Origin of the sequence: Nonomuraea sp. B10E15 (assembly GCF_039871615.1) — a bacterium.
Lineage (GTDB): Bacteria > Actinomycetota > Actinomycetes > Streptosporangiales > Streptosporangiaceae > Nonomuraea.
Window position 1 is genome coordinate 1,807,951 of the sequence record NZ_JBDPMB010000001.1, and the last position, 24,730, is coordinate 1,832,680.

The following is a 24,730-nucleotide window of genomic DNA, read 5'->3' on the forward strand; positions in this document are numbered from 1 at the left end:
TCGGAAAAGGTCTGGGCCGAGCCTTCTCCGATAATACCGCCGACCAATTGCTTGATGCGGCGCCGGACGTGCTGCAACTCGCTGTTTTCGCCACCTCGGTCGCGGCCTTTCGTGCGCTGTCCGGGCAGGGGGCGAGGTTCAGCGTGCTCGTCGGGCACAGCCTCGGCGAAATCGCGGCCCTGGTCGCCGGCGGCGCGCTGGACGTCGCCGAGGGTGCGGAGATCCTCTGCCACCGGATCACCGTGCTGCGTGAGCATGACACCAGCGGCGGCGGACTGCTGGCGCTGGGCTGCGCGCCCGACCGGGCCCAGCGCATCCTCGATCTGCTCCCGACCTCCGGCGCAGTCGTTGCGGTGGACAACGGGCCGGGACAGACGGTGGTCGCGGGGACGGCTGACGCGCTGCGCCGCACGGCGACGATCGCCGCCGCGATCGGGCTGCCGTCGACCGCGCTGCACGCGCCGCACCCGTTCCACAGTCCGCTGCTCGCCCAGGCGCGGCAGGAGCTGGCCCGCCGGCTCAGCGGATACAGCCCGAGGCCCCTGCGCGTTCCGGTCTTCTCACCTGTGCTCGGCCGCTACTACCGTGACTCCGACGACCTCGGCGAGCTGCTCGCCTCTCACCTCGTCACACCGGTGCGGTTCGGGCCCACCGTGGAGCGGCTGCACCGCTCGGGCGCCGGCGTGTGGGTGGAAGTGGGGGCGGGGCACGCGCTGACCTCCCGGGTCCGCTCGATCGAGCCGGCCGCCTCCGTGCACACGCCGCTGCTGCCGGACCTGGACACGCTCCGCGAGACCGGACAGTACCTGGCCCCCGCCGCCGAGCCACGGACGGCGCGGCACACCGGCACGACCGTCGCGAGCCCGCCCGCGGCCGTGACACCGGAGACGGGCACGTCCGCCGCCGCCACCCCGCCGCAACAGACGAGCACGCCCTTCGCGTCTGTTCCGACGCAGCGCATGCCCGTGCCTCCCGCGCCGACGCCGCCGGTGGAGACGCCCGCGGGGCCACCGTCGAGGGAGGCGGTCGCCGCCCGGGTACGTGACCTCTACGCCACGACGCTGGAGTACCCCCAGGAGGTCTTCGAGGACAGCGCCGAGCTGGAGGCCGACCTCGGCGTCGACTCGGTCAAGCGGGTGGAGCTGATGGGGAGGCTCGGCGTGCTGTTCCAGCTGGGCCCGCCGCCCGACGACATGCGGATGGCCGACTACCGGACGTTCGGCGACGTGGTGGACTTCGTCATCGGCTCGCTTGCCAGGGCGGGCACGACATGACGGACTTCCACGGCCGCGTCGCTCTCGTCACCGGCGGCGCGGGCAGCGTGGGCGCGCGCATCGTGCGCTCGCTCGCCGAGGCCGGCGCCAAGGTGATCGTCAACTGCTTCCACTCGTACGACGAGGCCAGGACCCTCGCGGCCGAACTGGGCGACGGCGTTGAGGTGATCAGGGCCTCCGTGGCCAAGCCGGATCAGGTTCGGAGGATGTTCGACCAGGTCAACGCCACCCACGGACGGCTGGACCTGCTGGTGAACAACGCCGCAGGCGGGACGTTCGCCGCCTGGGATGAGCTGACGGAGGAGCACCTGGACCAGGCGTTCGACGTCAACGTCAAGGGCGCGCTCTGGTGCGCGAGGGCGGCCCGCTCGCTGCTGGCCCGATCCTGCGCGGGCCGCATCGTCAACGTCTCCTCGCTCGGCGCGGCGTACGCCCCGGCCAACTACCTGCCGATCGGACTGTCCAAGGCGGCTTTGGAGGCGCTGACCCGCTATTTGGCGGCGGAGTTCGCCCCGGACGGCATCCGGGTGAACACCGCCTCCGTCGCGCTCATGGACAATCCGGTCGGCCGTATGTTCCCGGGATTCGAGTCGGTGAGCGCAAACCTGGTGGCGGCCACCCCTCTGGGGCGGCTGGCCACTCCGGAGGATCTGGCCGACCTGGTTCTGCTGCTGGCCTCTCCCGGTGCGGGATGGATCACTGGGCAGACCGTGGTGGCAGACGGCGGCATGTCGTTGCAGCGCCGCGCCACGTCCCCGTCCCCGGACCCGTCCCCGGACCCGGACCCGGACCCGGAGCCGGACCCGGAGCCGCGACCGCGACCGGAACCGGTGCCGGCACCGAAAGCGGAGGCGTACCCCGATCAGGACGCCGATCCGATCGCGGTGGTCGGCATGGGGCTGGCCGTGCCGGGGGCCAGTGACCCGGACGCGTTCTGGTCGCTGCTCATGGAGGGCGCGGAGCTGTTCGTCGACGTCCCGGCCGATCGCTGGTCGATGGCGGGCTTCCACGACGACGACCCGAGCGCCGCCGACAAGACCTACCAGCGTCGCTCGGGCTTCATCACCGGATTCACACCGCACCCCGAGCTGGCCGCCGAGCGGCCGGACGACGGGCTCGACTTCACCACGGTGTGGCTGAGGCACAGCCTGCACCAGGCGCTGGAGGGCGTGGCCAGGCGGGACGGCGACACGTACACCGCCTGTTTCGGCTTCACCCCGGACGGCAGCCAGCACCTGCAGGAAGCGATCATCCGCGAGGAACTGGGCGAGGTTCCCGACTCCGTGCTGTGGCACGGTGACGCCATCCGATCGCAGCCGTTCCCGCACCGGATCGGCGCCGGCGCCATCGAGGGCCTGCTGCCGGCGGGGACCCGGCTCCTCATGGTGGACACGGCGTGCTCGTCCTCGTTGTACGCGATCGACCTGGGCATGCGTGACCTGCTGTCCGGCCGCGCCGACGTCGCCGTGTGCGGCGGAGCGTTCGCGCTGGTCCCCAGCGGGTCGGTGCTGTTCTCCAAGTTGTACGGGCTGTCCAGGAGCGGAGAGGTGCGCGCGCTCGACAGGACCGCCGACGGCGTGCTGTTCTCCGACGGAGCGGGCGCCGTGGTGCTGAAGCGGCTGTCCAGGGCCCTTGCCGACGGCGACACCGTGTACGGCCTGATCGCCGGGGTCGGGCTGTCCGCGGACGGCAAGGGCAAGGCCATCTACGCGCCGTCCAGCGCGGGCCAGGAACTGGCCGTCGCCCGCGCGCTGGCCAGGTCGCGCGTCGAAGCCGCGGAGGTCGACTGGGTGATCGCGCACGCCACCGGAACCCCTGCGGGCGACGAGGCCGAGTTCCTGAGCCTGCGCGCTGCCTACGCCGGGACGCATCCGGTCCAGGTGACCTCGAACAAGTCCCTGATCGGCCACACGGGCTGGGCGGCCGGGGTGGTGTCGGTCATCCACGCCCTTCTGGGGCTGCGGCACGAGGTCATCCCCGCCCAGCACCGCTTCTCGGCGGCCCCGGACAGCTTCGGCCTGGAGTCGTGCAACCTGGAGATCCCCGCGCGACCTGTGCCCTGGCCGGCGCGGCCCGACCGGCCGCGCACCGTCGCCGTGTCCGGCTTCGGCTTCGGCGGCACGAACGCGCACATGCTCATCCAGGAGTTCCGGCCGGGCCGTCGAGGCAGGACCGGCTACGGGGCCAGAACCGGCGAGCCCATGGTGATCGTCGACTGGTCGGCGCACGTGCCCGGCGCCGAGGGCAACGCGCAGGTCGCGGAGTGGGCGCACGGCAGGACCATCCTGCCGAACTCGTTCGGCGACGGCTACCCGAGCCCGCCGTTCGCCCGGCTGCGCATGCCGGCCTCCACGATCCGGGCGACCGATCGCACCCAGCTCATGATCATCGAGTGCATGCACCGGATGGACCCCCGGGTACGCGAATTCTGCCGGCGGCACAGCCGTACCACCGGGGTCGTGGTGGGCCACACCGGGCCCACCAGGAACGCGGTCCTGTACGCGATCCGCGCCCACCTGGACGAGCTCGACCGCCAAGCCGTCCCCAACGCGCGGGAGCTGCGCGAACGCGTGAATGGGCTGATCGGCGAGCCCGACGAGGACTCCTTCCCCGGTGAGATGCCCAACGTCATCCCGGCGCGGCTGTGCAGCTACTTCGACCTGCGTGGGCTCAACATCGCCGTGGACGGCGGCGCAGCGTCGCTCGCCGACGCCTTCGAGGTCGCCGGGTGCTACCTGGACTTCGGCGACGTGGACGTGGCCCTGATAGCAGGAAGCAACGGCAACAGCCTCACGTCATGGGGCCGCCTGCTGGGTGGCGAGGAGATCGGCGAGGGGACGTTCCTGTTCGCGGTCACCAGGAAGTCGCTGGCGCTGGCGGAGGGCCTGCCGGTGCTCGCCGAGGTGTCCGTGGAGTCCGCCGTGGAGGAGATGCTGGAGGCGATCGCATGACCCGCGCGAACTTCCTGGGCGCGCAGGGCGGGCGCGAACTGGTCGCCTTCCTGAGCGGCGAGCAGAGCCGGACGGCGATCGAGCTCAGGGCCGACCGGCTGTCGAGCCCTCGGGTGATCCGGCTCAGCAGGCAGCAGAAGGCGGCTCCTCCGCTGTTGGATCGCCACGTGATCGAGCTGGCGCCCGCCCCGCGCAGGCCCGTCCGCTCCGCCCCTCCCGCGATCCCGGTGGACGCGGTGGTGCTCACCAACTCCGCCGCATTCCGCGCCGCGCTGGCCCACCAGGACGGTCAGGCATCCCGGCACGTACGGGTGCTGGTGGACGCCACCGATCCCAGCCTGCGCGACGCCCGCTGGTCCGACCGGGTCCGCGAACTGCTCGAGCTGCACGAGCGCACGTTCATGACGGCCAAGGAGCGCGCGCCACGCCTGGCGGGCGGCTCGTTCGTCGTGAGCGTGGTGGGCGGCGTCACCGCGGAGGGGGTGCCGCTGCCCCTCACCGGGTTGTTCACGGGCCTGGTCAAGAGCCTGGCGCTGGAGCTGCCGGACACCGGCGTGCTCGCCACCGTGCACGAGGCGGTGCCGCTGGAGGAGGTGCTGGCCACGGTGAGCGCCGAGCTGGGCGCCGCCCAGCTCCTCCCGGTGACCTATCACGCCGGCGGGCGCCGGCTCACCCCGCGAGCGGTGCCCGCCGACGCGACGCCGGACGGAATGCCGGCGCTGAGCCAGGACTCCTTGGTGGTGGCCGCGGGCGGCGCGCGCGGCATCGGCGCACCGATCCTCACGGCGCTGGCCGGGCGGTACCGCCCGCGCATCGTGATCCTGGGCAGCTCCGAGCCGCCCGGCGACTCCCAGCGGCTGCCGGACCGCAGCACGTTCATCAGGGCCCGGCTCAACGGGCCGAACCGGGTCAGCGTGGCCGAGGCGAACGCCAGGTTCGACCGGCTGCTCGAGCAGCGGCAGGTCCGCGACACGCTCACCGAGCTGGAACGGCTGTCCGGTCCCGGGCGGGTCCGCTACCTGCGCTGCGACCTCCGGGACCCGGCCGCGGTGCAGCGGGCCGTCGACGCTGTGAGCGGCCCCGTCGACCTCCTGCTCAACATCGCCGGCACCAACCGGGCCTCCGATGTCACCGCGAAGTCGCTCGCCGACTTCCGCGCGGTGCGTGACCTCAAGGTGCACACCTACCTGAACCTCAAGCAGGCGCTGCGCGGGCGGGAACCGCGCCGCTGGTGCAACTTCGGCTCGTTCATCGGGCTGACCGGCCAGCGCGGCGAGACCGACTACGCCGCGGCCAACGACTTCCTCAACATGGCCGCGATGAGCGCCGAGAACGAGTTCACCATCGGCTGGACCCTCTGGCGGGACGTCGGGCTCGGTGCCACCCCGCTGATGCGGGCCTTCCTCGCCGAGATCGACGCGTACACCCCGATGCCGACCGAGGAGGGCGTCGACCACTTCCTCACCGAGCTGACCGCCGTGCGGGACGCGCCGGCCACGGTGTTCCTGGGCGACAAGGAACGCGAGCTCGTCAGAGGCATCCGTCCGGAGTTCCTGACCTTCTGCACGGGCGAGGCGCGGGCGCTGCCGTACATCGACACGGTGCTGCGTCGCGACGCCACGGAGCTGGTCGCGGAGCGTACGTTCACCCTCGACAGGGACGGCTATCTGGAGTTTCACCAGGTGAGCGGCTATCCGACCCTGCCCGGCACCTTCGTGCCCGAGTTGGCCGCGCAAGCCGCGGTGTCGCTGGTGCCCGACCGGGTCCCGGTCGTCTTCGAAGACCTGCGGCTGGAGTCGTTCCTGCGGATCTACCGGAAGGACCGGCCCGAGGTCAAACGGCTCACCGCCACGCTGGTGCGCACCGACGAGCGCGAGTCGGTGGTCGCCGTCCGCGTGCGGGGCGACGTGGTGGCGCCCAACGGCGTCACCGTCGCCCGCGACAGGCTGCACTTCTCGGTGACCGTACGGCTGCGCGACGCTCCCGTGCCCGGCCCGAGGTGGACCCACTGGGACGAGCACGGCAGCAAGCCCCTCCGCGACCCCTACCACGCGCCAGGGTCGGACGTGCTGCTGCGCGAGGTGTTCCGGTCGACCACCGACACCCGGACACACCCGCTGGGTCGGCGAGGCCGGCTCGCGCTCGACGTGCCCGCGTTGCGACGCTGGTTCCCCGGCCTGCTCGTCCCCTCCGTCGCGCTGGACGGCCTGGTGCGCGTGGCCGTTCTGCACACCGTCGCGGACCGCTGGACGCCCGTCGCGATCCCGCGCACGGTCCGGCGCATCGACCTGTACGGCGGCCACACCGACCTGACGCTCGCCGCGCTGGCCGACCCGGTCGAACTGTACGTCACCCCTGTCGACCTCGATCTGGAGGATCCCGAGCCCGAGAACCGGGCGATCGCGGTGGCGGCCGACGGCGAGGTGCTGCTCCAGGTCAAGGACATCTCGGGCGCCATCGTCGGCTACGTGGACCAGGAGACGGGCGAATACCTCGACAGGGAACGATTCGACCGCGAGGAGCGCTCATGACACGCCCGGGAACCTGCCCTGTCGCCCACGGCCCTGCCGGGCTGCCGGTGATCGGTGACGCCATCCCCTACTTCAAGGACCCGCTGGCCTACACCCTGCGCATGCAGGAACGCGACTCGCTCGTGTCGGTCAAGCTGCCCATCCCGTTCGTGCAGGTCACCGAGCCAGAGGCGATCGAGCGGGTGTTGCGTACCAACCCGGACAACTATGTGCGGGGCAAGCTCTACCGCGGATTCTCCGGCGTCATGGGCTCCGGCCTGCTGACGCTCGACACCGATCAGTGGCGCGGGCCGCGCAGGGCGGTCCAGCCCGCGTTCAGCCCGGAACGCGTGCGCGGCAACGCGCGCGAAGCCGTCGGCGCCGTCGAGGAGGTCATCCGCCGCTGGGCGGCGCACGCGGACTCCGGCGTCGTCGTGGACGTGGCGCCCGACCTGATGGACGTCGCCTCCAGGGTCGTGGGCATGGCGCTGATCAGCCGAGACCTGTCGGGCACCGGCTACGCGCGGGCCGCCGCGATCGCCAGCAAGGTCATCTACAACCGCACGGTCATGGCGTTGCCCGCCATGATCCCTGCCTTCGTGCCCACCCGGTACCACCGCGAACGGAAGTGGGCGAACCGGGTGCTCGACGGCATCATCCACGGGGTGATCAGCTCTCGCCGCGCCAGCGGCGAGTACGGCTCCGACGCCGCCGGGCGACTGCTCGGCGGCGGCCTGTCCGAGGCTGAGGTGTCGGACAACCTCCGCACCCTGCTGCTGGCCGGCTCCGACACGACCGGCCAGGCGCTCGCCTGGACCATGTACGAGCTGGCCAGGCACCCCCAGGCCCGCCGCGCCGTCGAGCGCGAGGTCGACGAGGTGCTCGCGGGACAGACGCCCGCCCCCGACCAGCTGGGCGAACTGGTGGAGACCACGGCCGCGATCAACGAGGCGCTGCGCCTGCACCCGCCGGTCTGGCAGTTCCCCCGCGACGCCGTAGAGCCGGACTGCCTGGCCGGTCGCGAGGTGCCCGCGGGGACGACGGTTCTGCTCAGCGTGTACGGCACGCACCGCTCACCCGAGCACTGGACCGACCCGGAGGCCTACGATCCCCGGCGTTTCCTCGACGACACCCGGAACAAGCGGCACAAGCACGCCTTCCTGCCGTTCGGCGGCGGGCGGCGCATGTGCATCGGCAAGGGGCTGGCGATGGCCACGCTGGTGACCGCGGTCGCCATGCTGTCGCAGCGCTACCGGCTGCGGCTTTCCGGCGCGCACACCGTCCGCAGCGGACACTACGTCACGCTGTTCCCCAGCGGGGGGCTCCCCGCGGTCGTGCAGGAGCGGATGTGACGACCGCCGCGCCCGTCCGCCCGCACCTGGTGTCCTTCGACACCGCCTCCTTCGTCCGGCCCGTGCATCGCATGGTCTGGGAGCCCGTGCCGCTCCCGCTTCCGCCCTCCACCCCCGTGGCCCGGCGGCTGCTGGTCATCGGCTCCGACGCGGAGCTGGCCGCAGAGGTGGCGAGCGCGCTCGGCGCGGACCTCTGCGTGCCCGGCCGCGAACCCGAGCGGGACGACTGGGACGGGATCGTCGACCTGAACGTCGTGGGCGTCCCCTACCGGCTCGACGGCGGGGAATGGCGGGACGCGCTGGCCAGGACGACCCGGATGGTGCAGCGCAGATACGGTGCCTGGGGAGCCGACCCGCGCGCCGACCGGTCCTGCTACGTCGCCGTCACCGCCATGGGCGGGCTGATGGGCTACGACGATGGGCCGATCGACTCCCCGCTGGGCGGGATCTGGGCCGGTTTCGCCAAGTGCCTGCCCCGCGAGCTGCCCAACCTCGCGGTGAAAGTCCTGGACGTCGACGCCCTCGGGCCGGCCCACCTGGCGGAGCTGCTGACTGCTGAGCTGGCGGCCTGGGACCTGTTCGAGATCGGCTACCGGCAGGGGGTCCGCCATGCCCTGACCGCGCGGCCCGGCCCGGAACCGCCGCCCCGCGTCGAGCTGGGGTCCGATGACGTGGTGCTGATCTCGGGAGGCGCCCGTGGCGTCGGCTTCGCCCTGGCCCGCGGGGTCGCGGAGGAGTTCGGCTGCCAGGTCGTGGTGACCGGCCGCGGTGAGCTTCCGGTCGACGCCCGCTGGCTGACCATGGACGACGCCGCCTACTCCGAGTACTGCCGGGCCAGAGTGAGCTCCGCCCGCACCGCCAGGGAACTGCGGGACGTACGCGCCCTGCTCAAACGCGAGGCCGAGCTCCGGCAGGTCGGCGCGAACCTGGCGGCGGCCCGCCGGGACGGCCTGCGCATCACGTACGAGCCGTGCGACTGCGTGCGGCCGGAACAGGTCGACGCGCTGTTCGCCCGCATCCCCGACCCCAGCGTGATCGTCCACAACGCGGGCATCGACCTGCCGACCAGGCTCGACAACAAGAGCCCGGAAGAGGTGGTCCGAACGGTCGACGTGAAGGTGACGGGCTTCGCCAACCTCACCCGCGCGGTGCTCAGCGCGGGGCGGGACCCGGTCAAGGTGTTCTGCAACGTCGGCTCGCTGGCCGGCCGGATGGGCGGCATGATCGGGCAGATCGACTACGCGGCGGGCAACGAGGCTCTGACCAGGCTCGGGTTCTGGGCGCGCAACACCCACGGGCTGCCCGTGCAGACGTTGTGCTGGCCGACCTGGGAGCGGCTCGGGGTGATCGCCAACTATGACGCGGCGGTCCGCTACGTGTCCACGATCGACCCGGCCGACGGAGTCGAGCGGTGGATCCGCGAACTGCGCTCAGGCGGCACCGGGGAGGTCATGTTCATCGGCCAGGTCGGCAGCGCGCTGGTGCCCACCCAGCTACGTGGCTTCAGGCTCTTCACCGGGCATCCGGACCTGCCCCGGTTGCATGGGCTCGCGCACTTCCTGGGCACGGTCGAGCTGTTCGAGCCGTCCCGCGAGCTGCGCAGCAGCGTGGTCCATACACCGGGCGCTCATCCGTGCCTGGCCGAGTTCACCGTTGACGGGCGTGCCGCGCTGCCGATCTCGGTGCTGATCGAGCAGGCCTGCTCGGTCGCCGACTGGGTCGTGCCGCCGGACCGGCCGCCCCAGCATCTGGCCGAGGCGCGTGACGTGAAGGTCCGGCTGCCCGCGCTGGTTCTGGCCCCGGGCGGGAGCCGGTTCACCACCCGGGCGCTGGGCGAGACCACGGCGCAGGGCTGGAGCGTCCAGGTCACGATCACGAGCGAGACCGGGGAGACGGCCGCGTCGCTGCGGCTGCTCTACGGGTCGTCGCCGCCGGAGCCTGCGCGGCCCGTGCCGCCACCGGTCACGCACGGCGTGGCCGCTTCCGGCGGCCGGCTGGACTGGTCAGGGCTGATCCTCGGCGCGGGAGACCCGCTGCCCACGGTGACCGCAGCCGATCTGTGGACGTCGCCGTTCCCGCCGGAGCACGGGATCGCCCCTGCCGCGCTCGACGCCGTGGTGCGCCGGGCAGGGCGGGTGACGGGCGACGTCGTGGAGATCGCCCGCATCGTGCCGTATCCAGGGGCGCAGCAGGTCGACGAGCTTCGTCCGGTCGCCGGCGGCTGGGCCGGGCTGCGATCAGGCCGCCAGGTCCTGTCCGTCGAGGGGGTGGCCGCCGTGCCCGCAGCCTCGTCCTCCGCCGGGCAGCGGGCGACGACCCCGGACGCACCGTCCACTCCCTGACGGGCGCTGCCGTGGCCTCGAGCTCGTGCACGACCCCGCGCGCCCGGCCAAGGACGTCAGCGCCGTCAACCACCTCGTCGTCCGGGTGGACGACCTCGACGCCACGATCGCCGAGCTCGCGGCCAGGGGCGTCACGGCCGAGCCGCCGGCGGCGCCGTGATCTGGGCCGGGGCCGGGGATACGGACGTCATGGCTGACCGATCCTGACGGCCACAGGATCGAGCTCGTGCAGTGGCCGCCCGGACCTCCGGCGGGCATGACGGCGGCCGATTTCGTCTGACGCCGGGGTCCCCGGGTCAGCTGGTGACGGCACGTTCGCTCTGGCGGCCCATGAAGAAGTAGACGCCGCGGTCGGTCTGCATGGCGGTGTGGAACTTCTGGGCCTTGGACTTGGCCGAGGAGTTGGCGGTGACGATCGTGATGACCAGGTGCTTGACGTAGGCGCCCGTGTAGATCTTGCCGTACGCGTAGCTCCTGTGGGCGCTGCTCCTGCGCCAGGCCACGTTCTTGTCGGCGGTGTTCTTCAGCCGCTTCGCGGTGTTCCTGGCGTCGGTGCTGGAGGGGAACGCCAAGATGATCTGCACCGCCTTGAGGTTCCCGCCGTACGCGGTGTAGGCGAGCTGGACGGCGCTCTCGCAGTGGTTGTCGGCCATCACGCCTTCGGCGTCCACCGGGTCGCACGAGTCGTACGTCCAGCCGCCGACCTTGCGCGCCGCGTACTTCTCGCCCTTCAGGGAGAAGTTCCAGTCGTCGAACTCGGTGTGGTCGAGCGGCGTGTCCTGGCTGCCGCTGGACGTGCTGGAAGGCTCAGGGGTGTCGGTCGGCGTGGCCGTCGGCGGTGCCGACGTCGGTGGCGCGGAGGTGGGCGGCGCGGAGGTGGGCGGCGCGGACGGCGAGGTGCTCGGCTGCGCGATGGTGGTGGGTGCGGGGCCGGGAGCGTTGAGATAGCTGTACGCGCCGAACGCGCCGCCGCCGAGGAGGAGCACCGAAAGGACGACGATCACGCCGATGAGCACGGCGTTGTTGTTCCGGCCGCCCGGCGGCTGGGAGCCGTAGGGCGGCGCACCCGCCTGGTTGCCGTAGCCGTACTGTCCAGGCCCCTGGCCGTACTGTCCCGGGTTCTGGCCGTAAGGCGGCTGGCTCTGACCGTGACCCGCGCCCTGGCCGTACTGGCCCGCGCCCTGGCCGTACTGGCCCGCGTCCTGGCCGTAGGGGCCCCCGCCCTGGCCGTACTGGCCGGGGTTCTGGCCGTACGGCGTGGGCCCCTGGGCGGGCGGTTGCCCGTAGCCGGGCGGTGGGGCGCCTTGCCCGGGGTGACCGGGCTGGCCGTGTTGCTGGTGGCCAGGGGGACCGTATCCGGGCGCCGGGGTGCCCTGGCCTGATGGCGGCCCGTACCCCTGCTGCCCCTGTTGCCCCCAGGGCCCATGGGGCGGGGGTTGCTGCGGGTGTGCCATCACACCATTGTGGGGCACATCCGGCCTCACATGCTGCAATCACCCATATTGGCCTAGTTGGTGGGGTCCCACCGCGCCCGCGACCGCGCACCCAAGAGGCCGCTCCTCGGCGAGTATCATCGCTTTGCGTGAACATGGATGTGCTTCGCGTGACCATGAAGGAGTGTGGATGGAGTCAGCGGCCATGCCGGCGGCGGCCGACGCGGGAGCGCCGAGACCGACTCACGATCTCAGGGTGCCGGCGAAGGTGGTCGCCACGGCGGAGCAGGGGCTCGCCGGCGGAGGACGCCCCGGCAAGCGCGTGCTCATCATCGGAGCGGGGATGGCCGGGCTGGTGGCCGCCTACGAGCTGATGCGCCAGGGGCACGAGCCCGTCGTCCTGGAGGCGCAGCAGCGGGTGGGCGGGCGCGTGCTCACCCTGCGCGGCTTCGCCCCCGGCCTGTACGCCGAGGCGGGCGCGATGCGGATCCCCCGCGTGCACGACCTCACCCTCGCCTACTGCGCGAAGTTCGGCCTGACCCTGCGCCCGTTCGTCATGGGCAACCCCAGCGCCCTCGCCTACCTCCAGGGCGTCAGGACCACGATGGGCAAGCTGAACGCCGACCCCGGCCTCGTCGACTTCGACCTGGCCGAGCACGAACGCGGCCGCACCTACGAGGATCTGTGGCGCACGGCCACGCAGGAGATCCACGACCTGTACGCGCGGGAGGGTGAGGACGCGCTCGACCGCATCTGCGCCGAGTACGACCGCTACTCCATCCGCAGCTTCCTGCGCGAGCGCGGGTTCTCCGAGGGGGCCATCGAGCTCTACGGCGTGATGAGCTTCAGGGAGTCCAACCTCAACGCGGCGATCATCGAGCAGTTCCGCGAGATCATCGGGCGGGCGTTCGAGGACATGCAGGAGATCGAGGGCGGCGCCGACCGGCTGCCGGCCGCCTTCTACCAGGAGCTCAAGGCCCACATCAGGTTCGGCCACGAGGTCACCGCCATCGAGCAGGACGACCGCGCGGTCACCCTGCACGTCAGGACGGGTTCCGGCCGGACGGCGCTCACCGGTGACCACGCCATCTGCACGATCCCGTTCTCGGTGTTGCGCGACATCGAGACCAGGCCCGCCTTCTCCCGCCGCAAGCAGCGGGCGATCCGCGAGCTCAACTACAACGCCTCCACCAAGATCCTCTTCCAGGTGCGCCGGGCGTTCTGGGAGCAGACCGACGGGATCGTCGGCGGCACCACGGTCACCGACCTGCCGATCCGGCGCATCTGCTATCCCTCGCACCCGGTTCCCGGCGAGGACCGCTCGGTCCTGCTGGCGAGCTACACCTGGGGCCAGGACGCGCTGCGGTGGGGCGCGATGCCGCCGCAGAAGCGGATCGACCAGGCCCTGGAAGACGTCGCCAAGATCCACCCGGAGATCCACGACCACTTCGAGTTCGGGGTCACGCACGCCTGGTACAACGACCCCTACGCGGCCGGCGCCTTCGCCCTGTTCGAGCCGCACCAGCAGAGCAGCCTGCATGACGCGATCATCGCGCCGGAGGGCCGCGTGCACTTCGCCGGCGAGCACTGCTCGTTGTGGCACGCATGGATCGAGGGCGCCCTGGAGTCGGGGCTGAGCGCCGCCCGCGCCGTCCACGAGGCGCGCTGAGCGCGGGCCGCTGTCCGGAGGGCGAGCTGAGCGCGACGCGTCAGCGGCCCGCCCGCCCGGCGTAGCCGCTGAGGCGGGCCGCCGCCGCGCTCAGGTCCGCGGCGGCGGCGGCGCAGGCGGCGAGGTGGGCGTTGACCGCCTGGCGCAACCAAGGAGGCGCGATGCCGTCCGCCTCCAACCTCGCCCCGATCCCCTGCAGGCGTTCGGCGCAGTCGGCGAGCGCGCGGGCGTCGGACTGCAGGACCTTGGCGTGGGCGGCGATCACGGCGGGATCGGCCGGCATGGCTCCTCCGGACGGTCAGGGGGCGGGCAACGGTACGGCGGCGTCCTGAAGCAGCCGGCGGGTGCCGGCCGACAGGCACAGCAGCGGACGGGCACCGTCGAGGCCCAGCTCGCGAAGCCGGTGGGCCAGCGGGTGCGCCGACCCCGGCTGGACGGTCAGCCGCAGCCGGGGGAGGGGGTGCAGGCGCCCGCGCCCGCGGGCGCGGGCGCAGGAGCGCAGCGTCTCGCCCGCCGCCCCCCGCGCGTAGCCGACCAGGTCGGGGGCGTTCACGGGCAGCCCGGGCCCGAGCAGGCCGTGCAGGGTGAGCAGCCGGTCACCGGGGGCGCCGACGGCGACGCGGACGCTCCTGGCGGTGAGCCCGAACTCCAGCGGCGCCAGGTACGGCCCGGCGCCCCACAACCTCGGCGCCACGGCGTGGACGGCGGCGGTGTCGACCACGGAGCCCGCCATGAAACCGCCCGAGCACCGCCGGTCGGCCCTGCGCAGCAGGTCCGCACCCCCGAGCAGGCCGAGGCCGGGTGGCCGGGGGCGCCACGGATCCGCCACGACCAGCCCGAGGTGGAGCTCGCGGTAGCCGCCCACGCTGGTGCGCCGGTTCCAGGAGGCGTGCACGGTGACGAGCGCGCGGCCCGCGACCCCGACCGCCCGGTCGAGACCCGTCCCGTGCAGCAGGCGTGCGACCGCGGCGGCGTCGGCGGCGAAGTACGCCGTCAGCGAGCTGCCGTCCGCGCACCTGATCGGCAGCTCGACCGGCCCGTCAGGGCCGTCCACCGCGTGGGTGGGCACGGTGAGGAAGGGGAAGCCGCCGGGGCGCGGCGCGTGGTCGAACAGCCGGTACGCCTGCGAGCGCACGACCGGCCCCCGGTACGGCGCGAGCCGAGCGTCCATCAGGTCGCGGGCCTCGGGCAGGTCCTCGGCGAGGTTGGCGATGTAGCGGTCGATGCCGTGACAGAGCGGGAACAAATGCGTGGCGTCGGAGTAGTCCACCACGTACCAGTCGGGGTGCAGGTCGAAGCAGGCTCCCGCGCCCTGCCCGTCGAGGGTGGGGACGATGTCGTGCTGGTTGGTGACGCTGGCGACCCAGGTGCGGGGGTCGGCGGGCCGTTTGAAGTCGACGGGCGCGCCCACGGCGACGGCGTGGGTGACGGTGTGGCGGGCGCAGAACCCGGCGTCCTGGGCCAGGTTCATGATGGCCGCGCCGCCCGCGCTGTGACCGATGAGGGCCACCTCGGCGCCCTGCGGCAGGCCGTAGTCGCGTACCGCCGCGGCCAGCGCGCGGCTGTACGGGTTGCTGTCGAGCACGGTGCTGCTGAAGGCTCCGAGCAGGTCCTGGGGCGAGTCGTGGTCGGGGCGCCCGGCGCGCATGCCGGGCGCCTGGACGACGTGGCGCACGACCCCGTCGGGGCCTTCGACGCTCTGGATGAGCACCCGGCCCGTCGTGCCGAGCACGCTGATGTTGCACAGGAAGCCGAGCAGCGACGTCTCCGAGCCGAGCCGGGCGGCCTCGGCCGCGGTCAGGCCCGTCCTGCGCGCGGCGCCAGCCCCCCGGTCGAGGGCGGCGACGGCCCGGTTGCTGATGCCGGTGATCGGGTCTGCGGTGGCGCGGCCGGTGCCGGTCGCGATCAGCCAGGCGGTGCGGTCGTTCAGCGGGTTCTCGTCCAGGAGTGCCCGCAGGGCGAGCACCTCGCCGAGGACCGGGGCGATCTGGCTGAGCGCGCGTACCACGCCGCGGTCCTTGAGCAGGGCGCGCAGCGCGCGTACGGCCTCCAGATCGCGGTCGGCGGCGGCCGCCTCGACGAGCCGGACGATGAGCGGGTCGCGCGCCAGCTCGGGGTGCTCGGTGGCGACGGCGGCGATGCGCAGCCGCAGCGAGGTGGCCAGCACGCGGACGGCCAGGCTCTCCTGGCCCGCCAGCCCGCCCAGCCGCGCCGCCAGGGTGCCCAGCCGGCCGCCGGCGGGCGCGTACCCGAGCCCCTCGCCGTCGATGAGGGCGTGCAGGAGCGTGCGGTGGGCCAGGAGACCCGCCGCGGGGGCGTGGGGCAGGGCCGTGAGCAGGGCGCCGTCGGTCAGCGCGGCCGTGGCGTGCACGCCGGCCTGCCTGATGGTGATCGCGATGTCGACGAGCTCGCGGGCCGCCTCCCGCAGCGGCCCGCCCGCGGCTCCCGCCCCGCCGCCCGGTCCGCCTTCAGGCGCGTCCGCCGTTCCGCTGGACGGCCCGTGCTCGGGCTCGTGCTCGGGCTCGGGCTCGTGCTCTGGGGCGGTCACCGGGGCGGCCGCCGGGTCATGCTGACGAAACGGGGACGCGGGTCCTCGGGGACGTTGCGGTGCAGCACGTCCGACAACGTGCGCGTGGTCGCGATGATCCGCATGCCCTCCGGGGAGAAGGTCGCGGCGTTGAACACCCTCGGGGCCAGCAGGGGATTGGTCAGCGCCTGCGAGAACGCGTCGATGGCGATGATCTTCGTGAGCAGCGGCGGCAGGATGGCGTCGGGGGAGCCGGGCTCCTCGGCGAACAGGCCGACGTACAGGTCGAGATCGTCGACGCCGCGGTAGAGGTCGCGCAGCGCGCCGCTGACCCGCGCGTCGCCGGAGACCTGCTCGAACCGGCGCACCCGCGGAAAGCGGCAGTGTTGCCGGTAGCTGTTGTACGGCGCCAGGCCGAGCACCCGCGAGTCGGCGATGCTGGCCACGTCGACCTGCCTCAGGAGGGGGTCGGTGTTGAACAGGCCGATGCGCCCGGCGCGCTGGAGGGAGGCGTCCTCGAAGAGCCGGCCGAGGCCGGGTTCGGGGATCAGCGCGCCGCCGGCCATGGTCTGCGCCATCGGCAGGTCACGACCGCCCACCGACAGGCGGGACGGGATCAGGCTGTGCCAGCGGTAGACGAGGTTGAACTCCACCGAGGCCCAGTTCTCGCGGTGCCAGGGCGCGTGGGCCAGCATCGCCGTCAGCCGCGGATCGAGGGTGAAGCGGAAGTGGTAAGGGGTGATGTGGTTGATGTACTCCTCGACCACCAGCTTGATCAGCAACACGATGAGGATGTTGCGCGCCGTCTGGAAGACGCGCTCGTCGTCCCAGCGCGGATGGCGTCCGGCGAGCAGCCGCGCCACCCTGTTGTGCTCGCGCAGGAACAGCACCGTGAGCATGGTGAACCCGATCTGGATGTTGCCCCGGTCGCTCCCCGTCGCGAACAGGGCGTCGCGCTGCGCGTCGGTGAGCTCGTCGAAGCGGATCACGCTCAGCGGGGCGAACTCCGGCTTGATCTTGCCGTTCTCGCACAGGTGGGGCGGGAACTCCCCGCCGTCGATGGTCTGGCTCTTGAGCAGGCCCCCGTCGAACGTGCGCAGCGCCGCCGTGGCCGTCTCGTCCAGGCCGTACAGCTGGTTCAGGTCGATGTGGTGGTTGGAGGTGTTCTTACGGGGGTCGCGCGGGACGTTGGTGTCGCCGCGCAGGAAGCCGTCGGTGAACCACTGGGCGAAGTAGGCGAACAGCACCGACGAGCGCGGACAGGGGATCATGGTGTCGCCACGGGCGAACAGGTCGGCGGCGCGCTCGGGAGCCGGCCGGTTCGCCTCGGGCAGGGGGAGCGGGGGCAGGTGCCTGCCGCTGTAGGTGCGGTCGGTCAGTGAGGGCCACGACGTGTAGCCGGCCATCGTGCTGAGCGGCTCGGGCCGGGGCGGCATCTCCCGGATCGCGCTGTCGATCAGCGCGGCGTTGACCCGCCGCCGCAGCGCCGGGACGGCCTGTACGGCGTCCCAGACAGGCCTGCCGCCGGTCAGCGCCAGGAACCTGAGCCGGTTGACGACCCCGTCTGTGGCGGCGCTGCGCGCACTGCTCGTCGCCATCGTCACCCTTCCTGGCCCGCGGGGCCGAACGCGAGAACGAACCGGTCGGGGAAGATGCCGCCCGATCTGACGAGGACCCCCTCCGGCGGCGGGACACGGCGTAGACCGGGGCGCAGCAGCAGGCGGCGGACGACCTCGCAGACCACCGCGGCGGCGGGGTGCACGCCCAGGCAGGAGTGGTGACCGTGGCCGAAGAACAGATGGTGGTGGCGCGGCCGGTCGAGGCGGAACTCCCCGGGCTCCGGCACCACGTCCGCGTCGAACATGGCCGAGGCGGGCGCGGCGAGCACGAGCGTGCCCGCGGGGATCACCGTGCCGCGCGGGGTGCCGGCGGCCAGGACGTGGTCGCGCTCGCACATGCGGGGCAGCAGCTTGAAGAACGGGTTGAAGCGCAGCGCCTCCCACACGTAGGGGTCGAAGCCGGCGGGGTCGGCGGCGGCCTCGGCGGCCTTCGCCAGCACCTGCGGGCGCAGGAGCAGTTGCTCGACCGCCTCGGCCATGGCTCCCGGCCCGCTCTCGACGAAGCCGAGCGGCAGGCCGGCCATGTTGATGACGATGCGCTCGTCGTCCTCCAGGCCGAGGCCGGGAGGCAGGTTCGTGCGGACCAGCCGGGTGAAGACGTCGTCCGGCAGGTCACGCCCGGCGCGCGGCGCCGCCCGGAGTCCGGCGAGCCGGTCGCGCAGGTAGGCCGTCATCTCGGCGCCCGCGCGTACCGACTCCTCCTGGATCGCCGGGTCGCCCCCGTAGTTGGCGAAGCCGTCGGTGACGATGGCCCGCGTCCACCGCGACAGGGTGCCGGGATCGGGCCCGGGAAGCCCGAAGTATTCGGCGCACACACCCAGGGCGACGTGCCGGAACAGCGCGTGGACCGCTTCGACGCGGCCACCCGGCAGCGCGGCGTCGAGGGCCTCGTCGGCCAGGCGCCCCGCGAGCGCCCGCACGCGGGCGGTGTCGCCCGGGTCGAGCATGACCCGCATCAGGCCCTTGTCCCGCCAGTTCATCGGGGTGGCGTCCCGGCCCAGCATGTACGGGCCGCCCAGCGCGGCGTCCAGGCGCGGCCCGAAGGCGCGGACGGAGAAGACCGACTCCCGGGAGAGCACCTCGATCACGTCGGCGTAGCGCGTCACGACCGTGAAGGCGGGCGTGACGAAGACGGGCCGCCGCTCGCGCAACTCGGCGAACAGGCTGCGCCACTCGGTGCGCATCCACTGCTGGACGAGCCCCAGCGCCGTCATCGGATCGCGGGCCAGCGCCTCGTCGTATCTCTCCAGATGGCCGCTCGTGGTCGCCTGATCGGTAGCACCCATGCCGTTTGCCCACCTTCCGCTGAGGCCGGAGCGAACAGAGATCATCACGTTGTGTAGCCACAATCTAGACAGAATGTTGCTGCTACCGTGCGGAGTGTTTTGACTCCTGCCGGTGACGGGCTCGTCACTTCCAGGCCATTGCCCGAGCCCCCGCGGCCCGGTCATCAATGGGGAGGCCCTGTCGTCCGCACCGATCACGGAGGCACTGTGAACGCGTCACCCACCCCGCCGGCGGGCTCGGGCACTTCGGAGACGGTGACGCTCACCACCGGCCGCCGAGCGGTCTACCTGGTCGTCCTCGTGGTGCTTCCCGTGCTGCTCCTGGCCGTCGCCGTTCCCGCCGTGTGGGGGTGGGGCATCGGCCCGCGTGACCTGGTCATCGCCGTCGTGATGTACCTCGTGAGCATCTTCGGGATCGCCATCGGCTATCACCGGCTGTTCACCCACCGCGCCTTCAAGTGCCGCAGGCCGCTGCGGGTCGCGCTCATGTTCGCCGGCGGCATGGCCGTCGAGGGTCCCGTCTCCCTGTGGGCGGCCGAGCACCGGCGCCACCACAAGTACGCCGACCGCGAGGGCGACCCGCACTCGCCGTGGCGTTACGGCGACGACGGCCTGGCCCTGCTGCGCGGCATGGCGCACGCTCACGTCGGCTGGTTCTTCACCGCCCGCCGGCGCTCCAGCAGGCGCCACTGGGTGCCGGACCTGCTGGCCGATCCGGACGTCCGGCGCTTCGACGCCGCCTACCCGGCCGTCGTGGTGCTGTCGTTCGCGCTGCCCGCCGCGGCGGGCGGGTTGTGGTCGATGTCGTGGGAGGGCGCCTGGTCCGCCTTCTTCTGGGGCGGCCTGGTCCGCTACGCGGTGGTGCACCACGTCACGTGGTCGGTGAACTCCGTCGCGCACACGTTCGGCGAGCGGCCGTTCCCTGCCAGGGACCGCTCGTCGAACGTGCGGTGGGTGGCGATGCTGACGCTGGGCGAGGGCTGGCACAACTGGCACCACGTGGAGCCGGCCTGCGCCCGGCACGGGGTGCTCAAGGGGCAGCTCGACCCGAGCGCGCGGCTGATCCGCTGGTTCGAGCGCGCGGGCTGGGCGCACTCCGTACGCTGGCCGGATCCCGCCCGCGTGGTCGCCCGCCGTGCAGCCCGCCGGTGAGCACGGGGTCGGCCCGGGAGCGGAACGGCGGGCGGTCCTCCCGCCCCAGCGCGACGAACTCGTCCGCGCTGAGCGAGTGGTCCACGCGGGTGATCTGCTGGTCGATGATCGGCCCCTCGTCGAGGTCGGCCGTGACGTAGTGCGCGGTGGCGCCGACCAGCTTGACGCCGCGCTCGTACGCCTGCTGGTAGGGCCGCGCGCCCTTGAAGCTGGGCAACATCGAGTGGTGGATGTTGATGGCCCTGCCCTCGAGGTGCTCGCACAGCCCGGGGGAGAGGATCTGCATGTAGCGGGCCAGCACCACCAGGTCGACGCGCGCGTCCTGCACGATCTCCAGCAGCCTAGCCTCGGCCTCGGGCTTGGCGCCGGGCGTGACCGGGATGTGGTGGAACGGCACACCGTAGTTGCCGGCCAGCAGCCCGAGGTCGGGATGGTTCGAGACGACGGCGGCGACGTCGAGGTTGAGCTCCCCGACGGAGTCGCGGTAGAGCAGGTCGTCGAGGCAGTGACCGAACCTGCTCACCATGATCAGCACGCGCTGCTTCTCGTCGGCGTCCCCCAGGCGCCAGGTCATCCCGAAACGGGACGCGACGTCCACGAAGTCGCGTTGCAGGTCGGGCACGGGTAACGCGAGACCGCCGGCGTGGGCGAACTGCACGCGCATGAAGAACGTGTGGCTGTCCGGGTCGTGGAACTGCCGGCTCTGCACGATGGTGCACCGGCTGTCGAAGAGGAACCCGGCGACGGCGTACACGATGCCCGGAGTGTCCGGGCAGGACAGCATGAGGACGCACTGCCCGGCGGACCGTCCCATGGCCGCGGCGGTCATGGGAGCTCCGGGCTGCCGGAGGGTTGCCCGGCTCTGGCCAGCATCCTGCGCCGCCAGGACTCGGTCTGCTCGAGCTCGTTGAACGTGAAGAGGTGGAACCCCCGCAGGTTGCCGTCCGGCGCGCCGACACGCGGGGCGAGCCCCTCGACCAGCCGGTCGGGGCTGTACCCGCCGGGCAGGAAGAACCGCCACAGCAGGCTCTGCTGCTTCGTCAGGAAGCGGGCCGACTGGCCGAGCCCGAGACCGGCGGAGACGCGGATGAGCTTCTGCCGGCTGACGGCTCCGGGCAGGCCGACGTGGATCGGCAGGTCCACGCCGCGCCCCTTGACCCGCCGGGCCCAGGCGGCCGTGGTCTGCGCGTCGAAGCACAGCTGGGTGACGACGTGGGTGGCGTACCGGGCCTTGCGTTCGGTGGCGCGGTCGATCAGGTCCTGGCTGATGCTGCCGTGCCCCTCGGGATAGCCGCCGATCCCGATCCGGCGGAAGTGGTGCCCGTTCGCGTCGAGCACCTCCAGGAGGGAGAGGGCGTCGGGGAAGCCGCCGGCGGGCTGGGCGGCGTCACCGCCGATCACGAAGATGCCGTCGATCCCCGCCTCCCGCAGCTGGGCGACGAGGTCGGTCAGCTGCCGCCCGTCCCTGACCTGGCGGGCGGCCAGGTGAGGGGCGACGGAGTATCCGTGGCCGGCCAGCCGCAGGGCCAGGCCGACGGTGGCCGCCAGGCCCCTGGCCTCGGTCGTGGTGACGGTCAGCGGGATGGTGCGCGGCACGTGGGCGAGCACCGCGTCCTCGGTGCCGCGGAACGGCATGATCTCGTAGCTGACGGCGTTCAGCGCCCGGGCGAGCGCCCGCCGGTGCGCGGGCGCCGGGCCGGGGCCGCCGACCCGCAGGCTGCTCATCGTGCCGGTCTCTTCTCGGACGAGGCCCGGTCGGCGGTGGGGACGGGAACCGCAGGAGGCATGGTGAGGGGACCTTTCGTCGGGACAGGCGGCCGAGCGGGAGGCGCGCTCGTGCGCGTACGCGGACGCCGGGCACCGGCATCCGCAACAGACGGTAGGTTCCGGCCCGGCCCGGGGGATGACGCGGATGACGGCACTTGGGCCTGCGCTCGTCCTGGCCGGGACGCGACAAGTGACGTAGTGCGCGTGACCGGGCCCCCGCCGCCCTGTCCCCGCGTCTCCCGCGGAGCCGCCGCCTACGTCAAATGGCGTATCCCCGCAGGCCGTCCCGGTGGAAATGGTGCTGTGGCCCTGGAACGAGGGCATCATGGTGATCGGTGACGTGGCGTACCAGCGAGGAGGGCGCCGGCGATGGTGGACGACGTCAGGTCCGGGCGGGCCGCCGGGCGCCGGCCGCTCGACGCGGGAGCGCTGCTGGAGCAGACGCCCGACGGGCTCGCGGTGATCGATGCCGACGGGCGTTTCGTCCAGGCCAACCCGGCGGCGCTGTCGCTCTGCGGACTCGACGCGGCGCACGTCGCCGGCGCCGCGTCCCCGTTCCCGCCACGTGACGCGGACGAGGACGGCGAGGACCCCAGGGCCGAGACGGTCACCGTGTGGGAGGCCGAGCCGGGGCCGCGCCGCGAGTTCGCGTTCCGCGTCAGCCGGCTGCCCGGCCGCGACGAGCGCATCGTCGCGTTCCGCGACGTCACGGAGAGCCGGCGGCACCAGCGCAGGCTCGCCGCGATCGCCAGCGCGGCCAGCCGGGTGGCCGCCAAACGCTCGCTGGGCAGCACGCTGGAGGCGCTGGCGAAAGAGGTGCTGGAGGCCGACGCCCTGGCCGGAGTGCAGATCCTGACGGTCAACGCCACCAGCGAACGTTTCCAGGTCATGGGCACCGCCGGGTTCAGCCAGGCGGACAACTTCTTCGACATGCTCCTCGAGTGCCGGGAGGCCGGCGCGGACCTGCGCATGATCGACGCGTTCACCTCGCGGCAGCCGGTCGTCGTGCCCAACCGCTACGCGTCGATCATGTCGAACCCCGCGTGGCGGGCGCTGAAGGACTACATGCGCTCGCCGGAGTGGGACTGGTTCGCCAGCGTGCCGCTGATGGTGCGCGGCGAGCCCGTGGGCATCCTCAACGCCTTCTTCGCCCCAGGCCAGGAGATCGGCAGGACCGCCCTCGACTTCCTGCTGGCCATGGCCGAGCAGGCGGCACAGGCCGTCGACTACGCCGCGCTGCTGGAGCGCGAGCGGGAGGTCGCGCGGCGCGAGGAACGCCAGCGGCTGGCCCGCGACCTGCACGACTCCGTGGTGCAGCAGGTCTTCTCGATGGGCATGCAGGCGGAGTCGCTCAGCATGTTGTCCGGGCGCGACACCGTCGTGGACTCGGCGTACGTGATGCGCGTGGCCGGGGAGCTCGGGCACGTGTCCAAGGCGGTGCTCGGCGACCTGCGGGCCATGGTGACCGACCTGCACCCCATCCCGCTCGACGACCAGGGGCTGTCGGCGGCCCTCGACGCCCTCGCCGAGTCGACCACGGGCAGGACCGGCCTCGACGTGCACGTCTCGATCACCGACCAGCACCACGAGCTCGACGACCTGGAGTCCGAGCTCCGCGAGGACGTCTACCGCATGATCGCCGAGGCGCTGCACAACAGCGTCAAGCACGCGCAGGGCTCCCGCGTCACCATCGACCTGGGGCTGACCGGACGCCGCTCGCAGCGGTGGCTGACGGGCGAGGTCTCCGACGACGGATGCGGCCTGCCGGCGCAGGACGCGGACCTGCCGGGGGAGGAGGGCGGCTTCGGCATGACGGCGATGAAGGAACGCGCCGGCCGGTGGGCCGGCCACTTCGCCGTCTTCTCCAGCCCCGGCGAGGGAACCACCGTGCGCTTCGTGCTCCCGCTGCCGCCCTCGCTGCCGACAGGGCTGCACCGGGAGGTGCTCGCCCGTACACACGACACCGCCGGCACCGCCGCCAGCGCCCGCGAGAACGCTGAGGAGCCATGACCCTCCCCTCGGACAACAGCACCATCGGAGTCCTGGTCGTGGACGACCACGCCGTGGTCAGGCGCGGCGTCGTCGCCTATCTCGACGCCCTGCGGGACGTCGAGGTCGCCGGTGAGGCGGCCAACGGCCGCGAGGCGGTCGATCTCCTCGAGTCGCTCAAGGTCAGGCGGCAGCCGCTGCCCCGGGTTGCGCTGATGGATCTCATGATGCCGAAGATGGACGGCGTCGAGGCGACCGCCGAGATCGTCAAACGGTTCCCGGCCGTCCGCGTGGTCATCCTGACCAGTTTCGGCGAGGTCGAGCGCATCCACGCCGCGCTGGCCAACGGCGCCGCCGGCTACCTGCTCAAGGACGCAGGGCCGTCCGAGGTCGCCGCCGCGATCCACGCCGCCGCCAACGGCGACGTCTACCTGGACGCCGCCGTGGCGCGGCGGCTGGCCCAGAAGATGCGCTCCCCGCACAGCGGCGTGGCCGGCCTGACCAGCCGGGAGCGCGACGTGCTCGTCCTCATCGCCGAGGGCCGCTCCAACCGCGAGATCGCCGCCAAGCTGGTGATCAGCGAGCGGACGGCGCGCACCCACGTCAGCAACCTGCTGGGCAAGCTCGGGCTGCACTCGCGCACCCAGGCGGTGCTCGTCGCCATGCGCGAAGGGCTGGTCGACCCCCCGCGCTGAGCGCCGGCGGGTCACGGCCGGCCGCGGCCTACGTCACTTGTCGTAGACGGCCTAGGACCGGCACCCCCTCAAGTGCCGTCAATTGCGCAATCCACGGCCCGGCGGGGGCTGCGTAACATCCAGGTCAGGCCGCGATGACCAGGCCGTCCGCGAACGCCCACGTG

General features: G+C 72.7%; 16 protein-coding genes and 1 pseudogene. 10 read left to right on the forward strand and 7 right to left on the reverse strand.

Annotated elements, in window-relative coordinates; genetic code table 11:
• Positions 1–47: 47 nt before the first annotated feature.
• Genes ABGB14_RS08300 through ABGB14_RS08325 form a run of 6 tightly spaced genes read left to right on the forward strand, consistent with a single transcriptional unit; the run spans position 48 to position 10,589 of the window.
• Complete coding sequence (locus tag ABGB14_RS08300) at positions 48–1,274, forward strand: acyltransferase domain-containing protein (protein WP_347642929.1); 1,227 nt, start codon at positions 48–50, stop codon at positions 1,272–1,274.
• Positions 1,271–4,225: an SDR family oxidoreductase gene (locus ABGB14_RS08305; RefSeq protein ID WP_347642930.1), complete on the forward strand. Its 2,955-nt coding sequence runs from the start codon at positions 1,271–1,273 to the stop codon at positions 4,223–4,225. Before ABGB14_RS08300 ends, ABGB14_RS08305 begins: the two co-directional genes overlap by 4 nt.
• Positions 4,222–6,756 carry an SDR family NAD(P)-dependent oxidoreductase gene (locus ABGB14_RS08310; RefSeq protein WP_347642931.1) on the forward strand — a complete coding sequence of 845 codons (2,535 nt, stop codon included), beginning with the start codon at positions 4,222–4,224 and terminating at the stop codon, positions 6,754–6,756. Before ABGB14_RS08305 ends, ABGB14_RS08310 begins: the two co-directional genes overlap by 4 nt.
• Positions 6,753–8,087, forward strand: coding sequence for a cytochrome P450 (locus ABGB14_RS08315; RefSeq protein ID WP_347642932.1), 1,335 nt, complete (start codon positions 6,753–6,755; stop codon positions 8,085–8,087). The genes ABGB14_RS08310 and ABGB14_RS08315 overlap by 4 nt, the downstream gene beginning before the upstream one ends.
• A complete protein-coding gene (locus tag ABGB14_RS08320) occupies positions 8,084–10,429 on the forward strand; it encodes an SDR family NAD(P)-dependent oxidoreductase (RefSeq protein WP_347642933.1) in 2,346 nt (781 codons plus the stop codon). The genes ABGB14_RS08315 and ABGB14_RS08320 overlap by 4 nt, the downstream gene beginning before the upstream one ends.
• A 25-nt stretch (positions 10,430–10,454) precedes the next feature.
• Positions 10,455–10,589 (forward strand): hypothetical protein, encoded by a 135-nt coding sequence (locus ABGB14_RS08325; protein WP_347642934.1) that lies wholly within the window; start codon positions 10,455–10,457, stop codon positions 10,587–10,589.
• Between the two features lie 136 nt (positions 10,590–10,725).
• Here the strand turns inward: ABGB14_RS08325 and ABGB14_RS08330 are convergent, their stop codons facing one another.
• Positions 10,726–11,883 carry a hypothetical protein gene (locus tag ABGB14_RS08330; protein ID WP_347642935.1) on the reverse strand — a complete coding sequence of 386 codons (1,158 nt, stop codon included), beginning with the start codon at positions 11,881–11,883 and terminating at the stop codon, positions 10,726–10,728.
• Positions 11,884–12,052: 169 nt separating this feature from the next.
• On the opposite strand from ABGB14_RS08330, the gene ABGB14_RS08335 reads away from it, so the two are divergent.
• On the forward strand, positions 12,053–13,531 hold the full coding sequence (locus tag ABGB14_RS08335) for a flavin monoamine oxidase family protein (protein WP_347642936.1): 1,479 nt from the start codon (positions 12,053–12,055) through the stop codon (positions 13,529–13,531).
• 40 nt (positions 13,532–13,571) lie between these two features.
• Here the strand turns inward: ABGB14_RS08335 and ABGB14_RS08340 are convergent, their stop codons facing one another.
• From ABGB14_RS08340 to ABGB14_RS08355, 4 genes are read right to left on the reverse strand one after another with little or no spacing between them, the layout of a single operon-like run.
• Positions 13,572–13,814 carry a hypothetical protein gene (locus ABGB14_RS08340; RefSeq protein WP_347642937.1) on the reverse strand — a complete coding sequence of 81 codons (243 nt, stop codon included), beginning with the start codon at positions 13,812–13,814 and terminating at the stop codon, positions 13,572–13,574.
• A gap of 15 nt (positions 13,815–13,829) precedes the next feature.
• Positions 13,830–16,079, reverse strand: coding sequence for a hypothetical protein (locus ABGB14_RS08345; RefSeq protein WP_347642938.1), 2,250 nt, complete (start codon positions 16,077–16,079; stop codon positions 13,830–13,832).
• On the reverse strand, positions 16,076–17,656 hold the full coding sequence (locus ABGB14_RS08350) for a peroxidase family protein (protein WP_347642939.1): 1,581 nt from the start codon (positions 17,654–17,656) through the stop codon (positions 16,076–16,078). The genes ABGB14_RS08345 and ABGB14_RS08350 overlap by 4 nt, the downstream gene beginning before the upstream one ends.
• A gap of 2 nt (positions 17,657–17,658) precedes the next feature.
• The gene (locus ABGB14_RS08355; protein WP_347642940.1) at positions 17,659–18,963 is read right to left on the reverse strand and encodes a cytochrome P450; all 1,305 of its coding nucleotides are present in this window, start codon (positions 18,961–18,963) and stop codon (positions 17,659–17,661) included.
• A gap of 207 nt (positions 18,964–19,170) precedes the next feature.
• On the opposite strand from ABGB14_RS08355, the gene ABGB14_RS08360 reads away from it, so the two are divergent.
• Positions 19,171–20,115: an acyl-CoA desaturase gene (locus tag ABGB14_RS08360; protein WP_347642941.1), complete on the forward strand. Its 945-nt coding sequence runs from the start codon at positions 19,171–19,173 to the stop codon at positions 20,113–20,115.
• Positions 20,116–20,164: 49 nt separating this feature from the next.
• Here ABGB14_RS08360 and purU read toward each other — a convergent pair.
• Together purU and ABGB14_RS08370 are read right to left on the reverse strand one after the other, a co-directional pair.
• Positions 20,165–20,944, reverse strand: a pseudogene (gene purU, locus ABGB14_RS08365) (formyltetrahydrofolate deformylase); the annotation flags it as partial.
• Positions 20,941–21,840 carry a methylenetetrahydrofolate reductase gene (locus tag ABGB14_RS08370; RefSeq protein ID WP_347642942.1) on the reverse strand — a complete coding sequence of 300 codons (900 nt, stop codon included), beginning with the start codon at positions 21,838–21,840 and terminating at the stop codon, positions 20,941–20,943. The pseudogene purU and the gene ABGB14_RS08370, both read right to left, overlap by 4 nt.
• A 411-nt stretch (positions 21,841–22,251) precedes the next feature.
• On the opposite strand from ABGB14_RS08370, the gene ABGB14_RS08375 reads away from it, so the two are divergent.
• Together ABGB14_RS08375 and ABGB14_RS08380 are read left to right on the forward strand one after the other, a co-directional pair.
• A complete protein-coding gene (locus tag ABGB14_RS08375; RefSeq protein ID WP_347642943.1) occupies positions 22,252–23,892 on the forward strand; it encodes an ATP-binding protein in 1,641 nt (546 codons plus the stop codon).
• Entirely contained in the window at positions 23,889–24,566 is a 678-nt protein-coding gene (locus tag ABGB14_RS08380) for a response regulator transcription factor (protein WP_347642944.1), read from the forward strand. Before ABGB14_RS08375 ends, ABGB14_RS08380 begins: the two co-directional genes overlap by 4 nt.
• Positions 24,567–24,730: the final 164 nt, after the last annotated feature.

Coding starts and splice junctions, on each gene's coding strand:
- ABGB14_RS08305 (WP_347642930.1), top strand. CDS start 1,271: ATGACGGACTTCCACGGCCGCGTCGCTCTCGTCACCGGCGGCGCGGGC.
- ABGB14_RS08310 (WP_347642931.1), top strand. CDS start 4,222: ATGACCCGCGCGAACTTCCTGGGCGCGCAGGGCGGGCGCGAACTGGTC.
- ABGB14_RS08315 (WP_347642932.1), top strand. CDS start 6,753: ATGACACGCCCGGGAACCTGCCCTGTCGCCCACGGCCCTGCCGGGCTG.
- ABGB14_RS08330 (WP_347642935.1), bottom strand. CDS start 11,883: ATGGCACACCCGCAGCAACCCCCGCCCCATGGGCCCTGGGGGCAACAG.
- ABGB14_RS08335 (WP_347642936.1), top strand. CDS start 12,053: ATGGAGTCAGCGGCCATGCCGGCGGCGGCCGACGCGGGAGCGCCGAGA.
- ABGB14_RS08340 (WP_347642937.1), bottom strand. CDS start 13,814: ATGCCGGCCGATCCCGCCGTGATCGCCGCCCACGCCAAGGTCCTGCAG.
- ABGB14_RS08350 (WP_347642939.1), bottom strand. CDS start 17,656: ATGGCGACGAGCAGTGCGCGCAGCGCCGCCACAGACGGGGTCGTCAAC.
- ABGB14_RS08355 (WP_347642940.1), bottom strand. CDS start 18,963: ATGGGTGCTACCGATCAGGCGACCACGAGCGGCCATCTGGAGAGATAC.
- ABGB14_RS08370 (WP_347642942.1), bottom strand. CDS start 21,840: ATGAGCAGCCTGCGGGTCGGCGGCCCCGGCCCGGCGCCCGCGCACCGG.
- ABGB14_RS08375 (WP_347642943.1), top strand. CDS start 22,252: ATGGTGGACGACGTCAGGTCCGGGCGGGCCGCCGGGCGCCGGCCGCTC.
- ABGB14_RS08380 (WP_347642944.1), top strand. CDS start 23,889: ATGACCCTCCCCTCGGACAACAGCACCATCGGAGTCCTGGTCGTGGAC.